20 protein-coding genes are annotated in these 20,229 nt (G+C 73.2%); 11 read left to right on the forward strand and 9 right to left on the reverse strand.

Annotated features, from left to right (window positions below):
* Positions 1-257: 257 nt before the first annotated feature.
* Entirely contained in the window at positions 258-1,112 is an 855-nt protein-coding gene (locus ACF07N_RS28710) for a DUF4184 family protein (protein WP_392118306.1), read from the reverse strand.
* Between the two features lie 331 nt (positions 1,113-1,443).
* On the opposite strand from ACF07N_RS28710, the gene ACF07N_RS28715 reads away from it, so the two are divergent.
* Entirely contained in the window at positions 1,444-3,189 is a 1,746-nt protein-coding gene (locus ACF07N_RS28715) for a lytic transglycosylase domain-containing protein (RefSeq protein ID WP_392118309.1), read from the forward strand.
* Positions 3,190-3,414: 225 nt separating this feature from the next.
* On the opposite strand, the gene hrpB is transcribed toward ACF07N_RS28715, so the two are convergent.
* Positions 3,415-5,949 carry an ATP-dependent helicase HrpB gene (hrpB, locus tag ACF07N_RS28720; protein ID WP_392118312.1) on the reverse strand — a complete coding sequence of 845 codons (2,535 nt, stop codon included), beginning with the start codon at positions 5,947-5,949 and terminating at the stop codon, positions 3,415-3,417.
* Positions 5,950-5,998: 49 nt separating this feature from the next.
* The gene (locus tag ACF07N_RS28725) at positions 5,999-6,808 is read right to left on the reverse strand and encodes a class I SAM-dependent methyltransferase (RefSeq protein WP_383586687.1); all 810 of its coding nucleotides are present in this window, start codon (positions 6,806-6,808) and stop codon (positions 5,999-6,001) included.
* A 363-nt stretch (positions 6,809-7,171) separates the two neighbouring features.
* Here ACF07N_RS28725 and rpsA point away from each other — a divergent pair, with 363 nt between their 5' ends.
* From rpsA to ACF07N_RS28745, 4 genes are all read left to right on the forward strand, one after another.
* Positions 7,172-8,665, forward strand: coding sequence for a 30S ribosomal protein S1 (gene rpsA / locus ACF07N_RS28730; protein ID WP_114251453.1), 1,494 nt, complete (start codon positions 7,172-7,174; stop codon positions 8,663-8,665).
* Positions 8,666-8,834: 169 nt separating this feature from the next.
* Entirely contained in the window at positions 8,835-9,773 is a 939-nt protein-coding gene (locus ACF07N_RS28735) for a PAC2 family protein (RefSeq protein ID WP_383331643.1), read from the forward strand.
* A 203-nt stretch (positions 9,774-9,976) separates the two neighbouring features.
* The gene (gene coaE / locus ACF07N_RS28740) at positions 9,977-10,597 is read left to right on the forward strand and encodes a dephospho-CoA kinase (protein ID WP_383331646.1); all 621 of its coding nucleotides are present in this window, start codon (positions 9,977-9,979) and stop codon (positions 10,595-10,597) included.
* 50 nt (positions 10,598-10,647) lie between these two features.
* Positions 10,648-11,028 carry a tetratricopeptide repeat protein gene (locus tag ACF07N_RS28745; protein ID WP_383331649.1) on the forward strand — a complete coding sequence of 127 codons (381 nt, stop codon included), beginning with the start codon at positions 10,648-10,650 and terminating at the stop codon, positions 11,026-11,028.
* A 60-nt stretch (positions 11,029-11,088) separates the two neighbouring features.
* On the opposite strand, the gene ACF07N_RS28750 is transcribed toward ACF07N_RS28745, so the two are convergent.
* Positions 11,089-11,412 (reverse strand): DUF6343 family protein, encoded by a 324-nt coding sequence (locus tag ACF07N_RS28750; protein ID WP_392118317.1) that lies wholly within the window; start codon positions 11,410-11,412, stop codon positions 11,089-11,091.
* A 217-nt stretch (positions 11,413-11,629) separates the two neighbouring features.
* Here ACF07N_RS28750 and ACF07N_RS28755 point away from each other — a divergent pair, with 217 nt between their 5' ends.
* Both ACF07N_RS28755 and ACF07N_RS28760 read left to right on the forward strand, forming a co-directional pair.
* The gene (locus ACF07N_RS28755; protein WP_392118320.1) at positions 11,630-12,349 is read left to right on the forward strand and encodes a class I SAM-dependent methyltransferase; all 720 of its coding nucleotides are present in this window, start codon (positions 11,630-11,632) and stop codon (positions 12,347-12,349) included.
* A 65-nt stretch (positions 12,350-12,414) separates the two neighbouring features.
* Positions 12,415-12,912: a DoxX family protein gene (locus ACF07N_RS28760; RefSeq protein ID WP_392118323.1), complete on the forward strand. Its 498-nt coding sequence runs from the start codon at positions 12,415-12,417 to the stop codon at positions 12,910-12,912.
* Between the two features lie 66 nt (positions 12,913-12,978).
* On the opposite strand, the gene ACF07N_RS28765 is transcribed toward ACF07N_RS28760, so the two are convergent.
* On the reverse strand, positions 12,979-13,680 hold the full coding sequence (locus tag ACF07N_RS28765) for an RNA-binding S4 domain-containing protein (RefSeq protein WP_392118326.1): 702 nt from the start codon (positions 13,678-13,680) through the stop codon (positions 12,979-12,981).
* Between the two features lie 137 nt (positions 13,681-13,817).
* On the opposite strand from ACF07N_RS28765, the gene ACF07N_RS28770 reads away from it, so the two are divergent.
* Together ACF07N_RS28770 and ACF07N_RS28775 are read left to right on the forward strand one after the other, a co-directional pair.
* Positions 13,818-14,099 carry a hypothetical protein gene (locus ACF07N_RS28770; protein WP_383331664.1) on the forward strand — a complete coding sequence of 94 codons (282 nt, stop codon included), beginning with the start codon at positions 13,818-13,820 and terminating at the stop codon, positions 14,097-14,099.
* Positions 14,099-14,812 carry a uracil-DNA glycosylase gene (locus ACF07N_RS28775; protein ID WP_392118329.1) on the forward strand — a complete coding sequence of 238 codons (714 nt, stop codon included), beginning with the start codon at positions 14,099-14,101 and terminating at the stop codon, positions 14,810-14,812. Before ACF07N_RS28770 ends, ACF07N_RS28775 begins: the two co-directional genes overlap by 1 nt.
* Here ACF07N_RS28775 and ACF07N_RS28780 read toward each other — a convergent pair.
* Positions 14,809-15,462 carry a GntR family transcriptional regulator gene (locus ACF07N_RS28780; RefSeq protein WP_383331670.1) on the reverse strand — a complete coding sequence of 218 codons (654 nt, stop codon included), beginning with the start codon at positions 15,460-15,462 and terminating at the stop codon, positions 14,809-14,811. The two genes, ACF07N_RS28775 and ACF07N_RS28780, sit on opposite strands and share 4 nt — an antisense overlap.
* Before the next feature lie 219 nt (positions 15,463-15,681).
* Here ACF07N_RS28780 and ACF07N_RS28785 point away from each other — a divergent pair, with 219 nt between their 5' ends.
* Both ACF07N_RS28785 and ACF07N_RS28790 read left to right on the forward strand, forming a co-directional pair.
* On the forward strand, positions 15,682-17,133 hold the full coding sequence (locus ACF07N_RS28785) for an NCS1 family nucleobase:cation symporter-1 (protein WP_392118332.1): 1,452 nt from the start codon (positions 15,682-15,684) through the stop codon (positions 17,131-17,133).
* 5 nt (positions 17,134-17,138) lie between these two features.
* Positions 17,139-17,867, forward strand: coding sequence for an aspartate/glutamate racemase family protein (locus ACF07N_RS28790; RefSeq protein WP_383584495.1), 729 nt, complete (start codon positions 17,139-17,141; stop codon positions 17,865-17,867).
* Here ACF07N_RS28790 and ACF07N_RS28795 read toward each other — a convergent pair.
* From ACF07N_RS28795 to ACF07N_RS28805, 3 genes are all read right to left on the reverse strand, one after another.
* Positions 17,862-18,467: a gamma carbonic anhydrase family protein gene (locus tag ACF07N_RS28795; protein WP_392118335.1), complete on the reverse strand. Its 606-nt coding sequence runs from the start codon at positions 18,465-18,467 to the stop codon at positions 17,862-17,864. The genes ACF07N_RS28790 and ACF07N_RS28795 overlap by 6 nt on opposite strands.
* A gap of 65 nt (positions 18,468-18,532) precedes the next feature.
* Positions 18,533-18,934: a RidA family protein gene (locus ACF07N_RS28800; protein ID WP_392118338.1), complete on the reverse strand. Its 402-nt coding sequence runs from the start codon at positions 18,932-18,934 to the stop codon at positions 18,533-18,535.
* 130 nt (positions 18,935-19,064) lie between these two features.
* Complete coding sequence (locus ACF07N_RS28805) at positions 19,065-19,988, reverse strand: expansin EXLX1 family cellulose-binding protein (protein WP_392118341.1); 924 nt, start codon at positions 19,986-19,988, stop codon at positions 19,065-19,067.
* Positions 19,989-20,229 lie beyond the last annotated feature (241 nt).

The following is a 20,229-nucleotide window of genomic DNA, read 5'->3' on the forward strand; positions in this document are numbered from 1 at the left end:
CCCGGCGGACCCGGCCGGCACCGACGGCCGTCTCCCTCTGCACCGAGCCCTCGGTCGACGGCGACCCTTCGGCCGACGCCCGGCCCTTCGGCCGACGGCGACCCTTCGGGCGGCACCGGCCCCCGTACGGACGCAGACACCACCCGGGAGCCACTGACCCCTGGGGAGAGGACACCTCCGGGCACACTCCCAGGCACCCCCCCGGGCATACCCCCCAGGGGCCGCCCCCACGGAAGCCGGGCGCTGCCCCGGCGGCCTCAGCGAACCGCCGACCGGCTCGGCTCCCCATCGACACGTCCGGGACGCCCGCGGTCCGGAACCGGACGCCACGCCCTGACTCCGGCCGCGTACACCAGCAGCGCGGGCACGAGCCCCGCACCCGCGCCGAAGCACACCGTCGGAATGATCTCCCACGGTTTCGCCACCGATCCCCAGTAGGCCCACCACCGCACGGTCCGCTGCACCGCCGCCACCAGCGCGAGACCGCCGATCACCGCGGCGGCCACCCACCGGTCCCGCACCGACAGCACCGGGACCCCCACCGGCTCACCCCCCGGCATCCGCCGCACCGCCCGCGCCACGAACACGGCGATCAGGACCGCGGCCACCGCGGAACCGCCGTACTGCAGGTACCAGTACAGCGGCGAGCCCGCCACCTCCCGTCCCAGCACCGGGAACAGCCGCATGCCCCACCGGTCGAGATGCGTGAACGCGTCCCACACGACATGCGTCAGCGCCCCGAGCACCGCGGACCCGTACCACCACGCCACCAGCGAAGGCCGCACCCGCGCACGGGGCGCCCCACAGCGCACCAGTGCGGCCACCCGCCCCTGCCGGGCCCGCGGCAGCAGCGCCACCAGCGGCTCGCGCACCACCAGCCACAGCCCCACCAGCGCCCAGGCGACCAGCACATCGACCGTGAACACGCCGGGGAACGAGTGCGTGACGTCCCCGAACGTCATCGCCTCGGGCAGCACACTCGCCGCGTAATAGGTCATGTCGGGCGCGAAGGATCCCGCCACGAGCACCGCGGGGACCAGCCGGCCCCGGCCGCTCCCGTCGGTACGCACGGCGGGCAGGACGGCCGCCGCATGGCTCAGGGTGAAGGGCAACTCGGCTCCTCGTGCAGGTCGTTGACGCAGGTGGTCGCAGCGGGCCTCGGCAGGGCCCCAGTATGCGGCAGGGGCGCACACGGCCCCCGTCGGTGCCCCGCGCATGACCAACCGGTGAAAAACGGGCACGAACGGGTGTCTGAGCAAAGGAAGTTGTCGTAGGGTCGCCAGGGTCACCGTCCCGGGAGCGGAAAGAGGTCTTCCGGAGGGCAACCACCCGGGCCGGTCGATCGTCACAACAGAGCGAACGCAACAGCAGTACGCGAACGCACCACACAGAGCGCAACAGACAGAGACGGGCGCTCGGGCGTCCACGGGAGGGGTTCACTCTATGGCGGCGCAATTCGGCAGGAGGCTGCGCAAGGGGGCGGCGACGACCGCCGTGGCCGCGGTGGCGGTCGCGGCCTTGTCCGCCTCCCAGGCCCCGGGCGTGAACGACCACGGCAGACAGACCGCCGCCGACGCCACCCCTTCGCCCGACGTGAGTGCCTCCGACGGCAGCGCCACCGGCAACTCGCCGTACTACACGGACCTGCCGCCGTTGAAGAGCCCCAACCCGTCCCCGTCCACCGGCCCCTCGCCGAGCGGCCAGGGCGAGACCGAGGCCGGCATTCCCGCGACCGTCCTCGACGCCTACAAGAAGGCCGAGGCCTCGCTGCGCGAGTCCAAGCCCGGCTGCAACCTGCCCTGGCAACTGCTGGCGGCCATCGGCCGGGTGGAGTCGGGCCAGGCCCGCGGTGGCCGGGTCGACGCCGAGGGCACCACGATCGGGAAGATCCTCGGCCCGCAGCTCGACGGCAACGGCTTCGCCCTCATCAAGGACACCGACAACGGCGCGTACGACGGCAACAGCGCGTACGACCAGGCCGTCGGCCCCATGCAGTTCATCCCGTCGACCTGGGCCTGGGCCGGCCGCGACGGCAACGCCGACGGCAAGAAGGACCCCAACAACATCTACGACGCCGCCCTCGCCGCCGGTCACTACCTCTGCCGCAACAACTGGGACCTGTCCGACCAGGACGACCTCGACAAGGCGATCCTCAGCTACAACAACTCGCGCGAGTACCTGAACCTCGTCATGAGGTGGCTGGAGTACTACCGCAAGGGCACGCACGAGGTTCCCGACGGCACGGGCACGCTGCCCGGCAACCGCAGCGACGGCGGTTCCGGCGCGAGCTCCGACCCGTCCACGCCGGCCACTCCCTCCGCGCCGGGCGCGTCCGGCCAGGGCGCCGGCAAGCCGAAGCCCAGCCCCAAGCCGGAGAAGCCCGGCGGCGGCACCGCGACCCCCAAGCCGCCCACCACCCCGCCGAGCTCGCCGACCCCGCCGCCCTCCACGTCCCCCACGCCCACCGACACGGTGGACCACCTGGAGAACGCCGGGGCCGCCAAGCTCACCGCCATGGCGGGCGACACCTTCACCCAGCGCATCAGCACCCGCGCCGAGACGAAGGCCGGCAAGGCCGTGGCGAAGGTCCGTATCCGCTTCACGATCCTCGGCGACACGGACACCACCTTCACGGGCGGCGAGAGCGTGGCCACGGTCGCCACCAACAGCTCCGGCGTGGCCGTCGCGCCCGCCCTGCAGGCGGGGGAGAAGACCGGCGCCGTCACCATCCGCGCCACCGTCGTGGGCCGCACGGTCGCGGGCCTCGACTACACGGCCACCGTCACCGAACGCGCCGCCGACAAGCTCGCCCGCACCGGTGACGCGGCGCTGACCTGCGTCGCGGGCGGCGAGTTCGCCACCCCGGTCCAGGTGAAGGCGACGTACCAGGGTGCCGTCGCCGACGGGGTCGCGGCCACCGCCACCCTGGTCAAGTCGGCCGCCGACACCGCCGCCAACGACAAGGGCCCCTACTTCAAGGACGCCGCGGGCAAGCCCGTGCGCACCCTGGCGGGCCTGAAGACCGATGCGAAGGGCCTGCTGACGCTGCCGAAGCTGTACGCGGACGACACGGCCGGCACGTTCCTGCTGCGCATCACCACCGCGGGCGGTGCGACCCTCACCGTCGAACTGACCGTGGCGGCCGCTCAGACGTCCTCGCCGAGCCCTTCGGCCAGTCCGAGCGCGTAGCTCTCAGGTACGACGGACGGCGTCCCTCTTCAGTTGACGGAGGGGCGCGTCCGCCGTCCGGGCGGCATGTCGTGGTGCGTGCGCGTGTTCTCGTCCCCGCCGCGCGTCGTTGCGGCGGCACCGAGACATCTGACGGTGCATCAGCTCCGTCCGTGGGGAAGCCCCCGGGGACGTGCCGCCGCCGGTCGGGCCCCGCCGCCACACGGACGGAGGACCCGTCGCCCGTCACCGCCTGAGCCGCGCGTTGGTGTGCCGCGTCGGCTCGGCCCCGGCCGGGTCCTCCGGCCACGGATGTTTCGGATACCGCCCGCGCAGCTCCGCCCGTACCCCCTTGTAGCCGTCCCGCCAGAACGAGGCGAGGTCGGCGGTGACGGCCGCCGGCCGCCCCGCCGGGGAGAGCAGATGCACGAGCAGCGGCACCCCGGCGACCCGCGGCGACTCCTGCAGGCCGAACATCTCCTGCAGCTTCACCGCGAGCACCGGCTGCTCCGGCCGCGCGTAGTCGATCCGGATCCGCGATCCGCTCGGCACGGTCATCCGCTCCGGCGCCAGTTCGTCCAGCCGCCCCGCTGCCCCGGACGCCCACGGCAACAGCCGGGTCAGCGCCTGCCCGGCGTCGATCCGCGCCAGATCGGCCCGCCGCCGGGCCCGGCTCAGCTCGGGCTCCAGCCACTCGTCCACGCGCGCGTGGAGGGCGTCGTCCCCGACGTCCGGCCAGGGCTCACCGAGGTGCAGCCGCAGAAACGCCAGCCGCTGCCGCAGCACCAGGGCGTCCGGCGACCACCGCAGCAGCCCGAACCCCTCCCGCCGCAGCCCCTCCAGCAGCGCGCCGCGCACGAGCCCCGGATCGGTCTCCCGCAGCGCCCGCACGGTCAGCTCCACGGCCCCCAGCCGCTCCACCCGCCGCGCCACGACGTCCCCGCCGTCCCATCCGACCTCGTCCCGCTCGTCCAGCAGCGCCCCGGCCGCGAGCCGCGCCACGTCCTCGTCGACCGCCGCCCCGAGCCGCACGCGCGCGTGCCCCTTCCCGAGGGGCCGGTCCGCGACGGCGACGGCCATCCAGGGGACGTCCCGCAGCGCACTCGCGTCACCGACCTCGGCACGGGTCCCGGAGACCATGAGGTACGACCCGCCGTCGCTCCTGGCGACGCGCTCGGGGAAGGCGAGGGCGGCGACGACCCCGACCTGCCGCTCCTCCGGAGCCTGCGCCCCGACCCCGGCATCGCGGGGCGTGTCACCGCCGGGAGAACGGGAAGCCCCGGAGACGACCGCCCGCAGCCGCCGGACCTCACTGCGCCACCGCGAGGCGTAGGCGTCACCCCCGCGCCGGGCCCGGCGCAACGCACCCGCGAGATCGTCCCCGTACTCCCGGGGGGCCTCCTCGCTCAACAGCGCGACGACCTCGGCGGCCCGCTCGGCCCCCACCAGCGGCACCGAATCGACCAGGGCCCGCCCCAGCCGCGGATGCAGCCCCAGCCGGGCCAGCGCGGCACCCCGCTCGGTGGCCCGCCCACCGGCATCGACCGCCCCCACGGCCCGCAGCACCTCCCGGGCCGCCGCCATGGCCCCGGAGGGCGGCGCGTCCAGCAGCGCGAGCCCGGACGCGTCCGGATCACCCCAGCACGCCACCTGCAGCGCGAACGCCGTCAGATCGGCCACCTTGATCTCCGGCGACGGGTACCGCGGCAGACGCGCGTCCTCGCCCTCCGTCCAGCACCGGTACACCACCCCCGGCGCCTCACGCCCGGCCCGGCCCGCCCGCTGCCGCCCGGCCGCACGCGACGCCCGCACGGTCGTCAGCGCGCTCAGCCCGCGCGCGTGGTCCACCCGCGGCTCACGCGCCAACCCCGAGTCCACGACGACCCGCACCCCCGGCACCGTCAGCGACGACTCCGCGACGGACGTCGACAGCACCACCCGCCGCCGCTCCCCGGCGGTCAGCACGGCGTCCTGCACGGCCGCCGGCGCCCGCCCGTGCACCTGCAGCACGTCCACCCCGGCCGGCTCCCCGAGCTGCCCGGCGACCCGGGCGATCTCCCCGACGCCCGGCAGGAAGCACAGCACGTCCCCCTCGCGCTCGGCCAGCGCCCGCCGCACCACCGACGCCACGTGCGTCAGCAGCGCCGGATCGACCCGCATCCCGTGCGGCGGCCGCACAGGGCGCGCCGGCGGCGCCCACACCACGTCGACCGGGTGGGCCGCCCCGCGCGCCTCGACCACCGGGGCGCCGCCCAGCAGCTCCGCCCACCCCTGGGCGTCGGTCGTCGCCGACGCGGCCACCAGCCGCAGTTCCGGCCGCAGCGTCTCGCGCACGTCCCACAGGAAGGCGGCCGCGGTGTCCGCGTCCAGATGCCGCTCATGACACTCGTCGAGCACCACCACGTCCACGCCCGCCAGCTCCTGGTCGCGCTGCAGCCGCTGGAGCAGCACACCGGTCGTCACGACCTCCACGCGCGCGTGCCGCCCGACGACCCGCTCCCCCCGCACGGTGTAGCCGACGCTCTCGCCGACCTGCTCACCCAGCAGCCAGGCCATCCGCCGCGCCGCCGCCCGGGCCGCGATCCGCCGCGGCTCGGCCACGACCACCCGCCGCCCGGGCCCCTCCCCGAGCAGGCCCGCCAGCGCCAGCGGCACCAGGGTCGTCTTGCCGGTGCCGGGCGGCGCCACGAGCACGGCGGTGCCATGCCCCTCCAGGGCGTCGTCCAGGGCGGGCAGCGCACCGCGTACGGGCAGGGCGTCCAGGGCGTCGTAACGGATCACGGTTCTCAGTGTCGTACGGCGGCGGGGCGGCCCCGCACGCGCGTGTGCCTCAGCTTCGCTCGCACACGAAGACGGCCGTGCCCGGGATCAGGTTCCCGCGCAGCGGCGACCAGCCGCCCCACTCGGACGTGTTCCAGGCCGGCCACTCCGGCTCCACCAGGTCGACCAGCCGGAAGCCCGATGCGACGACGTCCCGGACGCGGTCGCCGAGGGTGCGGTGGTGCTCCACGTAGACCGCGCGGCCCTCCTCGTCCTCCTCGACATAGGGGGTGCGGTCGAAGTACGAGCCCGACACCGACAGCCCTTCGGGGCCCGGCTCGTCCGGGAAGGCCCAGCGGATCGGGTGCGTCACCGAGAAGACGAGACGGCCCCCCGGCCGCAGCACCCGCCGCACCTCGCGCAGCACCAGCCGCGGATCGGCCACGAAGGGCAGCGCCCCGTACGCGGAGCAGGCCAGGTCGAACGAGCCGTCAGCGAAGGGCAGCGCACCGGCGTCGGCGCACACCAGCGGGAACGATCCGCCGATCCGCAGGGCGTGCTGCAACTGCCGGTGCGAGATGTCCAGGGCCACCGGACGTGCCCCCTGCGCGGCCAGCCAGCGCGAGCACTGGGCGGCGCCGGCGCCGATCTCCAGCACGTCCCGGCCCTTCAGCTCCTCCGGCGGGCCGAGCAGCTCCGCCTCCACCTCGTCCAGGCCCTCGGGGCCCCACACGAAGCGGTCGTCGCCGAGGAACGTGCCGTGCTCGGTCTGGTACTCGTCCGCGTTGCGGTCCCACCAGCCACGGTTGGCGCGGGAGCTCTCCGCGACCCCGGCGGTACGCCGCGTGGCCTCGGGTTCGGACGCTTCGGGCTCTTGGATGATCGGCTCCCTCGTCGTACTCTTCCGTCCAGCCGGTCCCGGAGGTCACGAAGGGGTCGCCGAAGGCCCCGCGTGGCCTCGGACGACACGACTTGTGCCGGGTATGCGGTGTTCCGCCCCGCGTGGGCGGCTTCGCGCATTGACCCTGCCCGGCTGCCCCCGTATGCTACAAGTTGCGCTGCGGGCCTGCGCACCTCAGACGTAGCAGGCTGCGCTCGCATCTGTATGTATGTCCCCTCGGTTGTCGAGGCGCCACCGATCTGGTGTGGCGCTTCCTTGGCTGTCCGGCTTCTGCAGAGCGAAACGGGCTCCCGGCGTAGCAGTACCTACGACTTCAATGTCCGTACCGGAGCCCTTTCCCACATGACGAGCAGCACCGAGACCACCGCCACCACCCCGCAGGTAGCGGTCAACGACATCGGTAACGAGGAAGCCTTCCTCGCCGCGATCGACGAGACGATCAAGTACTTCAACGACGGCGACATCGTCGACGGCGTCATCGTGAAGGTCGACCGGGACGAGGTCCTGCTCGACATCGGTTACAAGACCGAAGGTGTGATCCCGAGCCGCGAGCTCTCGATCAAGCACGACGTCGACCCGAACGAGGTCGTCGCCGTCGGTGACGAGATCGAGGCCCTCGTCCTCCAGAAGGAGGACAAGGAAGGCCGCCTGATCCTCTCGAAGAAGCGCGCCCAGTACGAGCGTGCCTGGGGCACCATCGAGAAGATCAAGGAAGAGGACGGGATCGTCACCGGTACCGTCATCGAGGTCGTCAAGGGTGGTCTCATCCTCGACATCGGCCTCCGTGGCTTCCTCCCGGCCTCCCTGGTCGAGATGCGCCGCGTCCGCGACCTCCAGCCCTACGTGGGCAAGGAGCTCGAGGCGAAGATCATCGAGCTGGACAAGAACCGCAACAACGTGGTCCTGTCCCGCCGTGCCTGGCTGGAGCAGACCCAGTCCGAGGTCCGCCAGACGTTCCTCACGACCCTCCAGAAGGGTCAGGTCCGTTCCGGCGTCGTCTCCTCGATCGTCAACTTCGGTGCCTTCGTGGACCTGGGTGGCGTCGACGGCCTGGTCCACGTCTCCGAGCTGTCCTGGAAGCACATCGACCACCCGTCCGAGGTCGTCGAGGTCGGTCAGGAAGTCACCGTCGAGGTCCTCGACGTGGACATGGACCGCGAGCGCGTCTCCCTGTCGCTGAAGGCGACCCAGGAAGACCCGTGGCAGCAGTTCGCCCGCACCCACCAGATCGGCCAGGTCGTGCCCGGCAAGGTCACGAAGCTGGTTCCGTTCGGTGCGTTCGTCCGCGTGGACGAGGGCATCGAGGGTCTGGTCCACATCTCCGAGCTGGCCGAGCGCCACGTGGAGATCCCGGAGCAGGTCGTCCAGGTCAACGACGAGATCTTCGTCAAGGTCATCGACATCGACCTCGAGCGCCGCCGCATCAGCCTCTCGCTGAAGCAGGCCAACGAGTCCTTCGGTGCCGACCCGTCGGCGGTCGAGTTCGACCCGACCCTGTACGGCATGGCCGCGTCCTACGACGACCAGGGCAACTACATCTACCCCGAGGGCTTCGACCCCGAGACCAACGACTGGCTCGAGGGCTACGAGAAGCAGCGCGAGGAGTGGGAGCGCCAGTACGCCGAGGCGCAGCAGCGCTTCGAGCAGCACCAGGCGCAGGTCATCAAGTCCCGCGAGGCGGACGAGAAGGCCGCTGCCGAGGGTGGCGAGGCCGCCGCTCCGGCCGCGTCCGGTGGCGGTTCGTACTCCTCCGAGGGCCCGGACAACTCCGGCGCGCTGGCCTCGGACGAGGCGCTCGCCGCGCTCCGCGAGAAGCTCGCCGGCGGCCAGAGCTGAACGCTCACTGAGCAGTAGCTCCTGACCGAGGGGCCGTACCTTCCGAGGTGCGGCCCCTCGGTGCTGCCCGGGCCGCCGTGCCGGCCTTCAAGATCGAAATTTCCTCCTCCGGGAATGCCGCTGCCCGCAGTGGCGTTGTCACGTACGGACACGAGGAGGAGCGGTCACTGTGCTTGATCCGCAGGGTTTGTACGCATGGGAGCCGAAGGGGCTGGCCGTCGTCGACATGGCGCTCGCCCAGGAATCGGCCGGACTTGTCATGCTCTACCACTTCGACGGATACATCGACGCGGGCGAGACCGGCGACCAGATCGTCGACCGGCTGCTCGACTCGCTGCCCCACCAGGTCGTCGCCCGCTTCGACCACGACCGGCTCGTCGACTACCGCGCCCGCCGTCCGCTGCTCACGTTCAAGCGGGACCGCTGGAGCGACTACGAGGACCCCGCCATCGAGGTGCGGCTCGTCCAGGACGCCACGGGCGCCCCGTTCCTGCTGCTCTCCGGTCCCGAGCCGGACGTGGAGTGGGAGCGGTTCGCGGCAGCCGTGCAGCAGATCGTGGAACGGCTCGGCGTCCGCCTCTCCGTGAACTTCCACGGCATCCCCATGGGCGTACCGCACACCCGGCCCGTCGGCCTCACCCCGCACGGCAACCGCACCGACCTCGTCCCGGGCCACCGCAGCCCGTTCGAGGAGGCGCAGGTGCCCGGCAGCGCCGAGTCCCTCGTCGAGTACCGGCTGCTCCAGGCCGGCCACGACGTCCTGGGCGTCGCCGCGCACGTCCCGCACTACATCGCCCGCTCGCCCTACCCGGACGCGGCCCTGACGGTTCTGGAGGCCATCACGGCGGCGACCGGACTGGTCCTGCCCGGCATCGCGCACGCCCTGCGCTCGGACGCCCACCGCACCCAGACGGAGATCGACCGGCAGATCCGTGAGGGCGACGAGGACCTCACCGCCCTCGTCGAAGGCCTGGAGCACCAGTACGACGCCGTGGCGGGCGCCGAGACCCGCGGCAACATGCTCGCCGAGCCGGTGGACATCCCGTCGGCCGACGAGATCGGCCGTGAGTTCGAGAAGTTCCTGGCGGAACGGGAGGGCGACGGCTGACCCGGGGGCGGTGCTCCCGGCCGGGGGCGCGGGGCACCGCGCGACCGGCCCCCACGGCCCGGCACGGGGTACCCGCACCGCCCCCCCGGTCACGCGCCAGCACCCTTGCCACCCGCGCGCCCGCGATTCCGTACTGCCGCACCGCCGGCATCGGACCGGCACCCTCTGCCCGGCGGCCCCAGCGGAGCGTCTAGGCTGCGGCCATGCTGAAGGTGGGCCTGACCGGTGGCATCGGCGCCGGCAAGAGCGAGGTGTCACGGCTGCTCGTCGAGTGCGGAGCCGTGCTGATCGACGCGGACCGCATCGCCCGGGAGGTCGTCGCGCCGGGGACACCGGGGCTCGCCGCGGTCGTGGAGGCCTTCGGCGAGGAGATCCTCGCCGACGACGGCGGCCTGGACCGGCCCAGGCTGGGCTCCATCGTCTTCGCCGACCCGGCGAAGCTCGCCACCCTCAACTCGATCGTGCACCCGCTGGTGGGGGCCCGCTCCCGTGAGCTGGAGGAGGCCGCGGCCGAGGACGCGGTCGTCGTCCACGACGTCCCACTGCTCACGGAGAACGGCCTGGCACCCCTCTACGACCTGGTGATCGTCGTCGACGCCGCTCCCGAGACCCAGCTCGACCGGCTCGTACGGCACCGGGGCATGACCGAGGAGGACGCCCGCGCGCGGATGGCCGCCCAGGCGTCCCGTGAGCAGCGCCGCGCGATCGCGGACATCGTGATCGACAACGACGTCCCGCTGGAGGAACTGCGGCGCCGCGTGCAGGACGTGTGGGCCGAGCTCGTGCGCAGATCCCAGGCGTCCCAGCCGTCCCCCCAGGAATAGCGGCACCCCGAGGGGGCGTTGAACCGGGGGAGTGAGGGAAGGACTCTGCCGTGCCCGAGACCAGCGGTTCGACCGGACGTACCCCGGAGACGCACGTCATCGACTTCCGTGCCGCCGAGCAGCTGCTCGCGGCGCGCGATCCGCGGGGCGCGGTGAAACTGCTCGACGAGGTCATCGCCGCGCACCCCGAGAACACCGCCGCGCGCCTGCTGCGCGCGCGTGCCTTCTTCGCGGCGGCGCAGCTGCGGCCGGCGGAACTCGAGTTCTCGATCGTTCTGGAGCGCGAACCGGACAACGCCTTCGCGCACTTCGCGCTCGCCCGCACGTTCGAGCGACAGGGACGTGCCGACCAGGCCAAGCGCCATTTCCGCCTGGCGGCCGCCCTCGATCCGAACCCGGAGTTCTTGAAGGCGGCGCGCTTCGACTCGTGAGGCGGTACCGCCGCCGGGCCGCCGGACACGGCCCGGCGGCCCGGCGGCCCGGCGGTACGGCTAGGGCCTGGCGTCCGGTGGCGGGTGCCGCTCCGGCCGGTCGCCCGTCGGCCGCGGGCCCGGCGGGGGATCGTCCAGCGGCCGGTAGGGCGGGATGCCGGGCCCCGGCTGGTAATGCGGGCCCTGGCGGATGTGGCGCAGCACGACGGCGATGTCGACCGCGACGATCAGCAGCAGTACCCCGCAGGCGACGGCCCACCCGGGCCGCCCGGCGAGCGTGAACGCGACCGTCCCGATGATCGCCCAGACCAGCCCCCACACGGCCAGCCAGAAGCGGGCCCGCAGCGCGCTGCGCGCCGTCCTCGGTTCACTGCCCGTGCGCATCGTCAGATCACCACTCCTGAAGGCAACGTACCCCTCGTGGCGAGGGTTCACCATGGCCGCCGGCGGCTGGGGACGGCCGGGTTCGTTGCTCGCACTGCCCCCTGTTGTCCCCGCCGCGGGGTCCCCGGTCGTCGCTCGGTTCACTCGGTCGGGTGAAGGAGGCGGAGAGGGGAACGGGCGTGCGGTGAAGGCCCGTCGGACAGGCATGGAGCAGAAAATGCGTGAGGGGTACGAGGGGACGGGACCCGGGGCCATCACCCCGGACGGCTGTGCGGTGGAGCTGTACGCGCGGCTGCCCGTCGGGGACGAGCCGGAGATCATCGCCTCCGCGGTGCCGGAGGGCGCGCGCGTCCTGGAGCTCGGCAGCGGGGTCGGACGGATCACGCACGCGCTGCTGGAGCGCGGTTTCACGGTCACGGCGGTGGACGAGTCAGCCGAGATGCTGGAGCGGGTACGCGGCGCCCGGACGATACGCAGCCCCATCGAGGAACTGGACCTGGGGGAGACGTTCGACGCGGTGCTGCTCGCGTCGTTCCTGGTGCACGCGGGAGACGCCGAGGTGCGGCGGGGCCTGCTGCGGACGTGCGCGCGCCATGTCGCGGAGGGCGGCTGCGTGCTGATCCAGCGGGAGGGCGAGGACTACCACGCGAATGTGCCGCGCGAGCGCGTGGACCCCGCCGGCTTCACCGTACGTGTCGTGTCCTCCGAGCCGGTCGGTGACGGCGTCCACTCGGTGCGCGCGGAGTACGAGTTCCCCGACGCCGTCTGGACCCAGACCTTCCGGGCCCGGCCGCTCAGCGGAGAGCAGTTCGAGGAGGCCCTGGGCGAGGCGGGACTCGCAGTGGACCGGTATCTCACGGACGACCGGACGTGGGTGAGGGCGGTGCCGGTGCCGGTGCCGGGGACGGGTGGCGGATCCATCGCCGGACCGCGATGAGTTCCACGGCGAATGGCGGTCCATCCCTGCGACACCAGTACCGATCGTTCCCCGGGGAGATCTCCATGTCCGAGGCCACCGCTTCCGCCCCCAGCGCTTCCGATCCCACCGTGTCCGTCCCCCCTTCCGCCCCGGCCGGTGTCGTCATCGGCGAGTCCGCGACCCCGCGCGGGCGGCGTGCCCGGATCGCCCTGCGGGGCCTGCAGATCCTGCTCGCCCTCTTCTACGCCGTCGCCAGCGCCCTGCCCAAGCTGATCGGACACGAATCGGCGGCCAGGTCCTTCGACGAGCTCGGCTGGGGCAGTGCGGGGATGTACACCATCGGCGTGCTCGAACTGGCCGGAGCGGTGGCCCTGCTGATCCCGGTGCTGCAATCGGTGGCGGCGATGGCGCTCAGCGCGTTGATGGTGGGCGCGTTCGTCGTGCAGACAGCGGTCTTCGACGGGGAGTACGCGGCGACGCCGCTCATCCTGATCGTGCCGCTGGCCCTCATAGCCTGGGCTCGGCGGGGGCACAACGCGGATCTGCTGCGGTTGGGGCGGTCGCTCCGGCGCGGGGCGTGAGGCCGATCCGACGGGCTGCTCGGGGCACACCACGCGTGCGCCGTCCGCGCGGGAAACGGCCCCAGGTCAAGGCCTCGGCTTGCCGAACCCGCTGCCGTGAGCGGCGCCGGACCCGCTGCCGGAGTCACGGCCGAACCCGGCGCCGGAGCCACGGCCGAACCCGGCGCCCGGGCCCGGACCCGGGCCGAAGCCGCTCCCGGGCCCTTGCCCGTGCAGACCGCGCAGACGCTCGATCTCGCGGCGGTCCCGCTTCGTCGGGCGGCCCGCGCCGCGGTCGCGGATGCCGGCCGGGGCGACGGCCTCGCGGGGAGGCGGCGGAGGGGAGTTGTCGATGTAGCACTGCGCCGCCACCGGGGCGCCGACCCGCTTGCGGATCAGCCGGGTCACGACGACGACCCGCTCCCGGCCTTCGTGCCGCAGACGTACCTCGTCGCCGACGCGTACGGCGTGGGCCGGCTTCACGCGCTCACCGTTGACCCGCACGTGGCCGCCGCGGCAGGCGCTGGCGCCCAGGGAGCGGGTCTTCACCAGGCGGACGGACCAGATCCAGCTGTCGACGCGGACGGTCTGCCCGCCCTGCGGTCCGGCGGCCTCGGCGGCGGCGACGGCGGCGGCGACCTTCGGGTCCGGGGTCTTCGCCTCGCCGGCCCCGGCGCCGCCGTCGGCGGCAGCGGCGGACGACGCGGCCCCGGACGCCGTGTCCCCGGACGCCCTGTCCGTGTCTCCGGTTCCGTTCGTCCTGTCGTACTCCGCACCGCGTGAAGCCATGTCTCCGACCTTAGCCCCATGGTCCGGCCGTCCGGGAGGGCATTTCCGGGGCCGGAGCGGCCGGGCTGCTGCTCGGTCTCACCGCGTCCAGCGCCCATCCGTTCGCCACGGCGCTGGCGGTCACGGGCTTCGGCCTGGTGTATCTCGGCCTCGGCGCGGCGTCGCCGAACGAGAACGACCTGCTGCACCGGCGCGTCTCCAGCGCCCGCCGCGCCACCGCCCTGTCCGTGCAGTCCCTGGCCCAGCAGCTCGTGGGCGCGCTCACCGGCCTGGCCGTCGGAGCCCTCCGGCCGGGGCCGCTGCCGTGGCTGCTGAGCGGTGCCCTCCTGCTGTGCGGAGCCCTGCTGTGGCTGGGGGGAGCGCGGCCGTCCCGCACCCCGTGCGCGTCACGTCCTGCGCCCGCGCCTACCGTGGAGTGATGGACGCCAGCGGCCTCGACCTCCTCGACCGGCGCATCGCCGACTGCCGGGCCTGCCCGCGGCTGGTCTCCTGGCGTGAGGAGGTGGCCCGTACCAAGCGCGCCGCCTTCGCGGACTGGACGTACTGGGGCCGGCCGGTGCCCGGGTTCGGGCCGGCGGACGCGCGGCTGCTGATCGTGGGGCTGGCCCCCGCCGCCCACGGCGGCAACCGCACCGGCCGGATGTTCACCGGCGACCGCTCCGGTGACGTCCTCTACGAGGCGCTGCACGACGTCGGGCTCGCCTCGCAGCCCACTGCCGTGCACGCGGACGACGGGCTGGAGCTGTACGGCGTGCGCGTCACCTCGCCCGTGCACTGCGCCCCACCCGAGAACAAGCCGACGCCCGGGGAGCGGGACACCTGCCGCCCCTGGCTCGTGCAGGAACTGCGGCTGCTGCGGCCGACGCTGCGGGCGGCCGTCGTGCTGGGCGGCTTCGGCTGGCAGGCCGCGCTGCCCGCGTTCGCGGAGGCGGGCTGGGCCGTGCCCCGGCCCCGCCCCGCCTTCGCGCACGGGGCCCGGTACGTCCTCGACGGCGACCTGGAACTCTTCGGCTGCTTCCACGTCAGTCAGCGCAACACCTTCACGGGCCGGCTCACCCCCGCGATGCTGCGTGACGTGCTGCGGACAGCGGCGCGGGCGGCGGGGCTCAGCCCTGTCGGTGACGAGCCCTAGGGAGCGTCCTCCCCGAACAGGTGCCGCACGGTGGAGCGGTAGTTGGTCCGTACGTGCGTCAGCGCGTGGGCGCGGGCCCGGTCCGGGTCGCCGGAGGCGATCGCCTCGTACAGCTCGCGGTGTTCCACGAGGAGCTGGGGCCACTCCTCGTTCCGGCGGGTCATCCAGCGCAGCCGGCCGGCGACCGGTTCCAGGGCCTCGGTCAGCAGGCTGTTGCCCGCCATCGCGACGATGCGGTCGTGCAGCCGGCTGTTGACGTCCGTGATCGCCTCGGCGTCCTCCGCCTCGGTGGCGGCGGCCGCGCGGTCGAGGAGTTCCCGTACCTCGGCCAGATCCTCGGGGGTCGCGCGGGAGGCCGCGAGTCCGGCGGCGTAGACCTCCAGGGCCTCGCGCAGTTCGAAGAGTTCCTTGACGTCGGTCGGGGTGAGGCGGCGCACGACCGTGCGGCGCGGTGTCTCGAAGTGGACGAAGCCCTCGGCGACGAGGGACCGGATCGCCTCCCGGACCGGCACGCGCGAGACGCCGAAACGCTCCGCCAGCTCGCGTTCGACCAGGCGGTCACCGGGGCGGAGGCTGCCCGCGATGATCTCCTGGCGCAGCGCGGCCGTGACGCGTGCGCGTACCGCTCCGAGGGGTTCGATCTTCGTCATGCGGCCCATCTTCGTCGACGCGGGGCGTGTTTTACGGAGCGTTAACGGGAGCGACATCGGTCGGAACGGTTGACGGGGAGACCATGAGCGCAGTTTGGTATACCAAACCCCCGCTGAGCGGTTGCGCCGAGCCGGTGCCCGATGCCAGTCCCTGTCGAGCAGTCCCTGTCGAGCAGTCCCCGCCGAGCTGTCCTCCGTCCCCTTGCTCAGGGAGGCCCCGTGTCCCTCGCCGACCGTGCCGCCGCCACCGGCACCCCCGCGTTCGTCCCCGATCCGCGGCTCACGAACGAAGACCTCGCGCCCGCGAAGAAGCGCAACTGGAAGGTCTTCGACCTGTTCGCCATGTGGATGTCCGACGTCCACAACCTCGGCAACTACACGTTCGCCGCCGGGCTGCTCTTCCTCGGCATGAACGTCTGGCAGATCTTCACGTCCCTGCTCGCCGGGTTCGTGATCATCTACATCGGCATGAACTGGATGGGGAAGATCGGCCAGCGCCACGGCGTGCCCTTCCCGGTGGTCAGCCGGATCGCCTTCGGTGTCTGGGGCGCCAACATCCCGGCGCTGATCAGGGCCGTGATCGCCATCATGTGGTACGGCATCCAGACCTACCTCGCCTCCGTCGCCGTCAACGTGATGCTGCTGGCGGCCTGGCCGGGTCTGGAGTCCTGGACGCACAACTCCTTCCTCGGGCTCGACGCGCTCGGCTGGGTCTCCTTCATCGCCCTGTGGCTCGTCCAAGCCGCGATCATCAGCCGCGGCATGGAGTCGGTGCGCAGGTTCCAGGACTTCTGCGGTCCGGCGATCTGGCTCGTGATGATCGCGCTGGCCGTGTGGATCCTGGCCAAGGCCGACTGGACGATCTCCCTCACCTCCACCCCGCACCCGGTGTCGGCCGGCGAGCAGTGGCGCCAGTGGTTCGGCGCGATCGGCCTGGTCCTCGCCACCTACGGCACGCTCATGCTCAACTTCTGCGACTTCTCCCGCTTCGCGCCCGACTACAGGTCCGTCAAACGCGGCAACTTCTGGGGCCTGCCCGTCAACTCGACGGCCTTCGTGATCGTCTCGGTCATCGTCACCGCGGGCGCCTTCGAGGTCTTCGGCAAGGAGATCACCGACCCGGCCCACCTGGTCGCCGAGATCGGCACCACCTGGGTGCTGGTGGTGGGCGCCCTGACCTTCGCCATCGCGACCATGGGCGTCAACATCGTCGCCAACTTCGTCTCGCCGGCGTACGACCTGGCCAACGTCTGGCCGCAGAAGATCACCTTCAAGGTCGGCGGCATGATCAGCACGGTCGCGGCCCTGCTGGTCACTCCCTGGAACCTGTTCTCCAACCCGACGGTCGTCAACTACTTCCTCGGCGGCCTCGGCGCCTTCCTCGGGCCGCTGTTCGGGGTGATCATGGTCGACTACTACTGGGTCAAGCGCGGCCGTGTGAACGTCGACGAGCTGTTCGACGCCACCCCCGGCTCCCGCTACCACTACCGCAAGGGCTTCAACCCGAAGGCGCTGTGGGCGTTCCTGCCGGCGGCCGGGGTCGCGGCGGTGCTCGCCCTGGTGACGACGTTCAGCGACGTGGCGCCGTACTCCTGGTTCATCGGCACGGCGATCGCGGCCGGACTGTACGCGGTGCTGTGCCGGCCCGAGCGCGTCACCGCGGAGGTCTGAGAGACGTGCGGATCGTCGTCACCAACTGCAACACCACGCAGGAGATGACCGAGGAGATCGTGCGAGGTGCCCGGGCCGCCGCAGGCCCGGGCACCACCGTGACCGGACTGACCCCCGCCTGGGGGCCGGCCTCGGCGGAGGGCTGGCTCGACAGCTACCTGTCCGCTGCCGCCGTCCTCGACACGCTGCGGACCTATGCCGGGCCGCCGTACGACGCCGTGGTGATGGCCGGGTTCGGGGAGCACGGGCGCGAGGGCGTACGGGAACTGGTGGACGTCCCCGTCGTCGACATCACCGAGGCGGCGGCCCATCTGGCCTGCCTGCTGGGCCGCCGCTACGGGGTCGTCACCACACTGGAGCGCTCCCGCGGCCAGATCGAGGACAGCCTGGAGACGGCGGGCGTCGCACGCAACTGCGCCGCGGTCGTCGGCACGGGCCTGAAGGTGCTCGACCTCGGCGACGACGAGCGTACCGAGACGGCGTTCCTCGCCGCGGCCGAGCGGGCCCGCGCGGCCGGGGCGGAGGTGCTGGTGCTGGGCTGCGCCGGCATGACCGGGCTGCGGCGCGCGGTCGGCGAGAAGCTCGGCCTGCCGGTCGTCGACGGGGTCGGTGCCGCGGTCAAACTGGCGGAGTCGCTGGTGGCGCTGGGGCTGACGACCAGCCGGGTGGGCGGCTACGCCGGGCCGCTGCCCAAACGCAGGGTGTGGGGCCGGCCGGACGGCGGCGGCTCATGACGGGCCGTCGAGTGTGACGTCGTCGCGATGGGCCGCGTAGAACGCCGCCTGCCGGGCCATGAGCGTGCGCATCGGGGTGCCGCGTGGAAGGCCGTACACCGTGCCGGGGAAGTCCAGCGCCTCCTGGATCTGCCACAGCTCGTCGTGCTCGCCGGGCGCGAACAGCCGCGCCCGGGGCGCTCCCGCCGCGATCCAGCCGATGGGCAGGACCGTGCCGGGCGGCAGCACGGAGTTGACATGCAGCACGCTGTGGATGCGCAGTTCGCAGCCGGCGCCCGCGACGGCCCCGGGAAAGACGCAGGCGCCGGTGGCGACGAAGACCTCGTCCTCCAGCGTCCCGCCGTTGACGTGCGCGTGCGGCCCGACGAGCACCGCGTCGCCGACCACGGCGGGGTGCCGGGCCCGCCCCCTCACCAGCGCGTTCTCCATGACGACGGAGTCCGAGCCCACCCGCACCTGCCCGTCCTCGGCGGTGAGCACGGCCCCGTGCAGCACCCGGCTGCGCTCACCGAGGACGACGGCCCCGCACAGCACGGCCGTCGGGGCGACGTACGCGGACCCGGGGACGACGGGACGCTGCCCGCGATGCTCGATCAACATGGCGGTCCTCCACCCTCACCGGGAACCCGCCGCGGGCGCCGGGTTCCGGGCCCGGGGGCCCCCGCCTACTCGGGAACGACGGCTGTCGCGGTGATCTCCACCAGCTGTCCCGAGTACCCCAGGCACGCCACGCCGATCAGCGTCGAGGAGTGCGGCCCCGCGCTGAGCCCCGACGCCTCCACGACGGCCCAGACGGCGGAGAGCACGGACGGCTCCCCGCTCACCACGTACACGTCGGTCGCCACCACGTGCTCCAGGTCGCTGCCGACGGCCCGCAGCTGCTCGCGCAGATTGGCGATCACCTGCTCGGCCTGCCGCACGGGATCCCCCGGACCGACCAGCTCACCGCCGGCGTCCAGGGGCACGGACCCGGCCAGGAAGGCCAGCCGCGCGCCCGCCTCGACGACGGAGACGTGGGAGTAGGCGGGCGGCGGGAAGAGACTCGGGACGGTGACTCGGCGGATCATCTGAGGGCTCCGATCTGCGCACGACGGCGCTGCGGACGGCAACCGGGCAACCTGACGATCATGCGAGGCCCGACGGGACGGGCGCACCCCATATTTCGCCTCACCCCGCGCGCACCGCTCACCCACGCGTTCAGGGCGACGGGTGCCGCGCGAACTGGACGCCCGTCGGCTGCACCGCGTCCGGGCGTACCGGCACGCCGTCGACGGTGAGCTGTTCGCCGTGGATGTCGGTGAGCCTGAGGGGACCACCGCAGCCGGTGCCGTCGGGGGAGAGGAAGTAGTTGTACTCCGTGCGGGCCAGCCGCCGCCAGCCGCTGCCCGTGGCGACCTCCAGACGGGCCAGGGGGTTGCGGTGCCCGAGGGCCTGGACGCCGCACCAGTGGCGGCTGGAGCCGGTCTTGTAACGGATCGAGACCGTGCCGGACGTGGCGGGGCTCAGCAGCCGCCAGCTGACCGGTATCCGGCCGGCGGACAGGCCGGCGAGCTTCGCGAAGGCCTGCTTGCTCAGATCCAGCTGCCCCGGGGCGCAGGGCAGCGGGCACTCGTTGGTGACCCGGACGGTCACGGAGGCGCCGTTCGCCGCCCGCACCAGGAGGTACGCCCCGCAGGCAGCGGACGTCTCGTAGTCGGTGTGGTTCATCGCCGCGACCATCAGGTCGGGGCTCGGGCCGTACGAGCAGGCACCGTCGCCGTCGGCGGCGTCGTAGTGCGTGGCGATCCCCTGGTACGTGACGCCGGGCTTGATGCGCCCCGCCGACGGCGCCGTACCGGACGTCCGCCGCGCCGAGGTCCGCGGGGCGGGCGCGGGGCGGGTCGGGGTGGCCGTCGGCGTGGGCCGGTTCGAGGGGGACGTCGTCGCCGAGGGGCTGGATCTCGCGCCGGCACCGGAGGCCGGTGCCGGACTCGCGCTGGTGGCCGTGGTGCCCGGGCGGCCACCGGCGTCGGGCCCGGCCGCCGTGCGCACGCCGTCCGGGCCGCCCCCGGGCCGGAGCGCCACCACCAGGGAGACGAGCAGGCCCACGGCCGTCACGACGACGGCGCACATCAGAGCCATGCGGGCACGGGAACGGGGGCGGCGGTGGGATGCGGATGCCACGGATGAGTCCTTCGAGTCCTTGCGTGGTTCGGGAGAACGCGCGCTTCCGACTCGTCAGTGGCCGCCGGGCTCGGAAAGGTTGCCGTGACCGGCTCACCGGTTGCGTACATAAAGAACGCGGGTCCGGACGCCGGCCGTCACGTTCCGGAAACCTTTCCTCCAGGAACCCGGCCTACCGTGGAGACCACACCACGCCCCG

This window comes from Streptomyces sp. NPDC015242 (assembly GCF_043079125.1).
GTDB lineage: Bacteria > Actinomycetota > Actinomycetes > Streptomycetales > Streptomycetaceae > Streptomyces.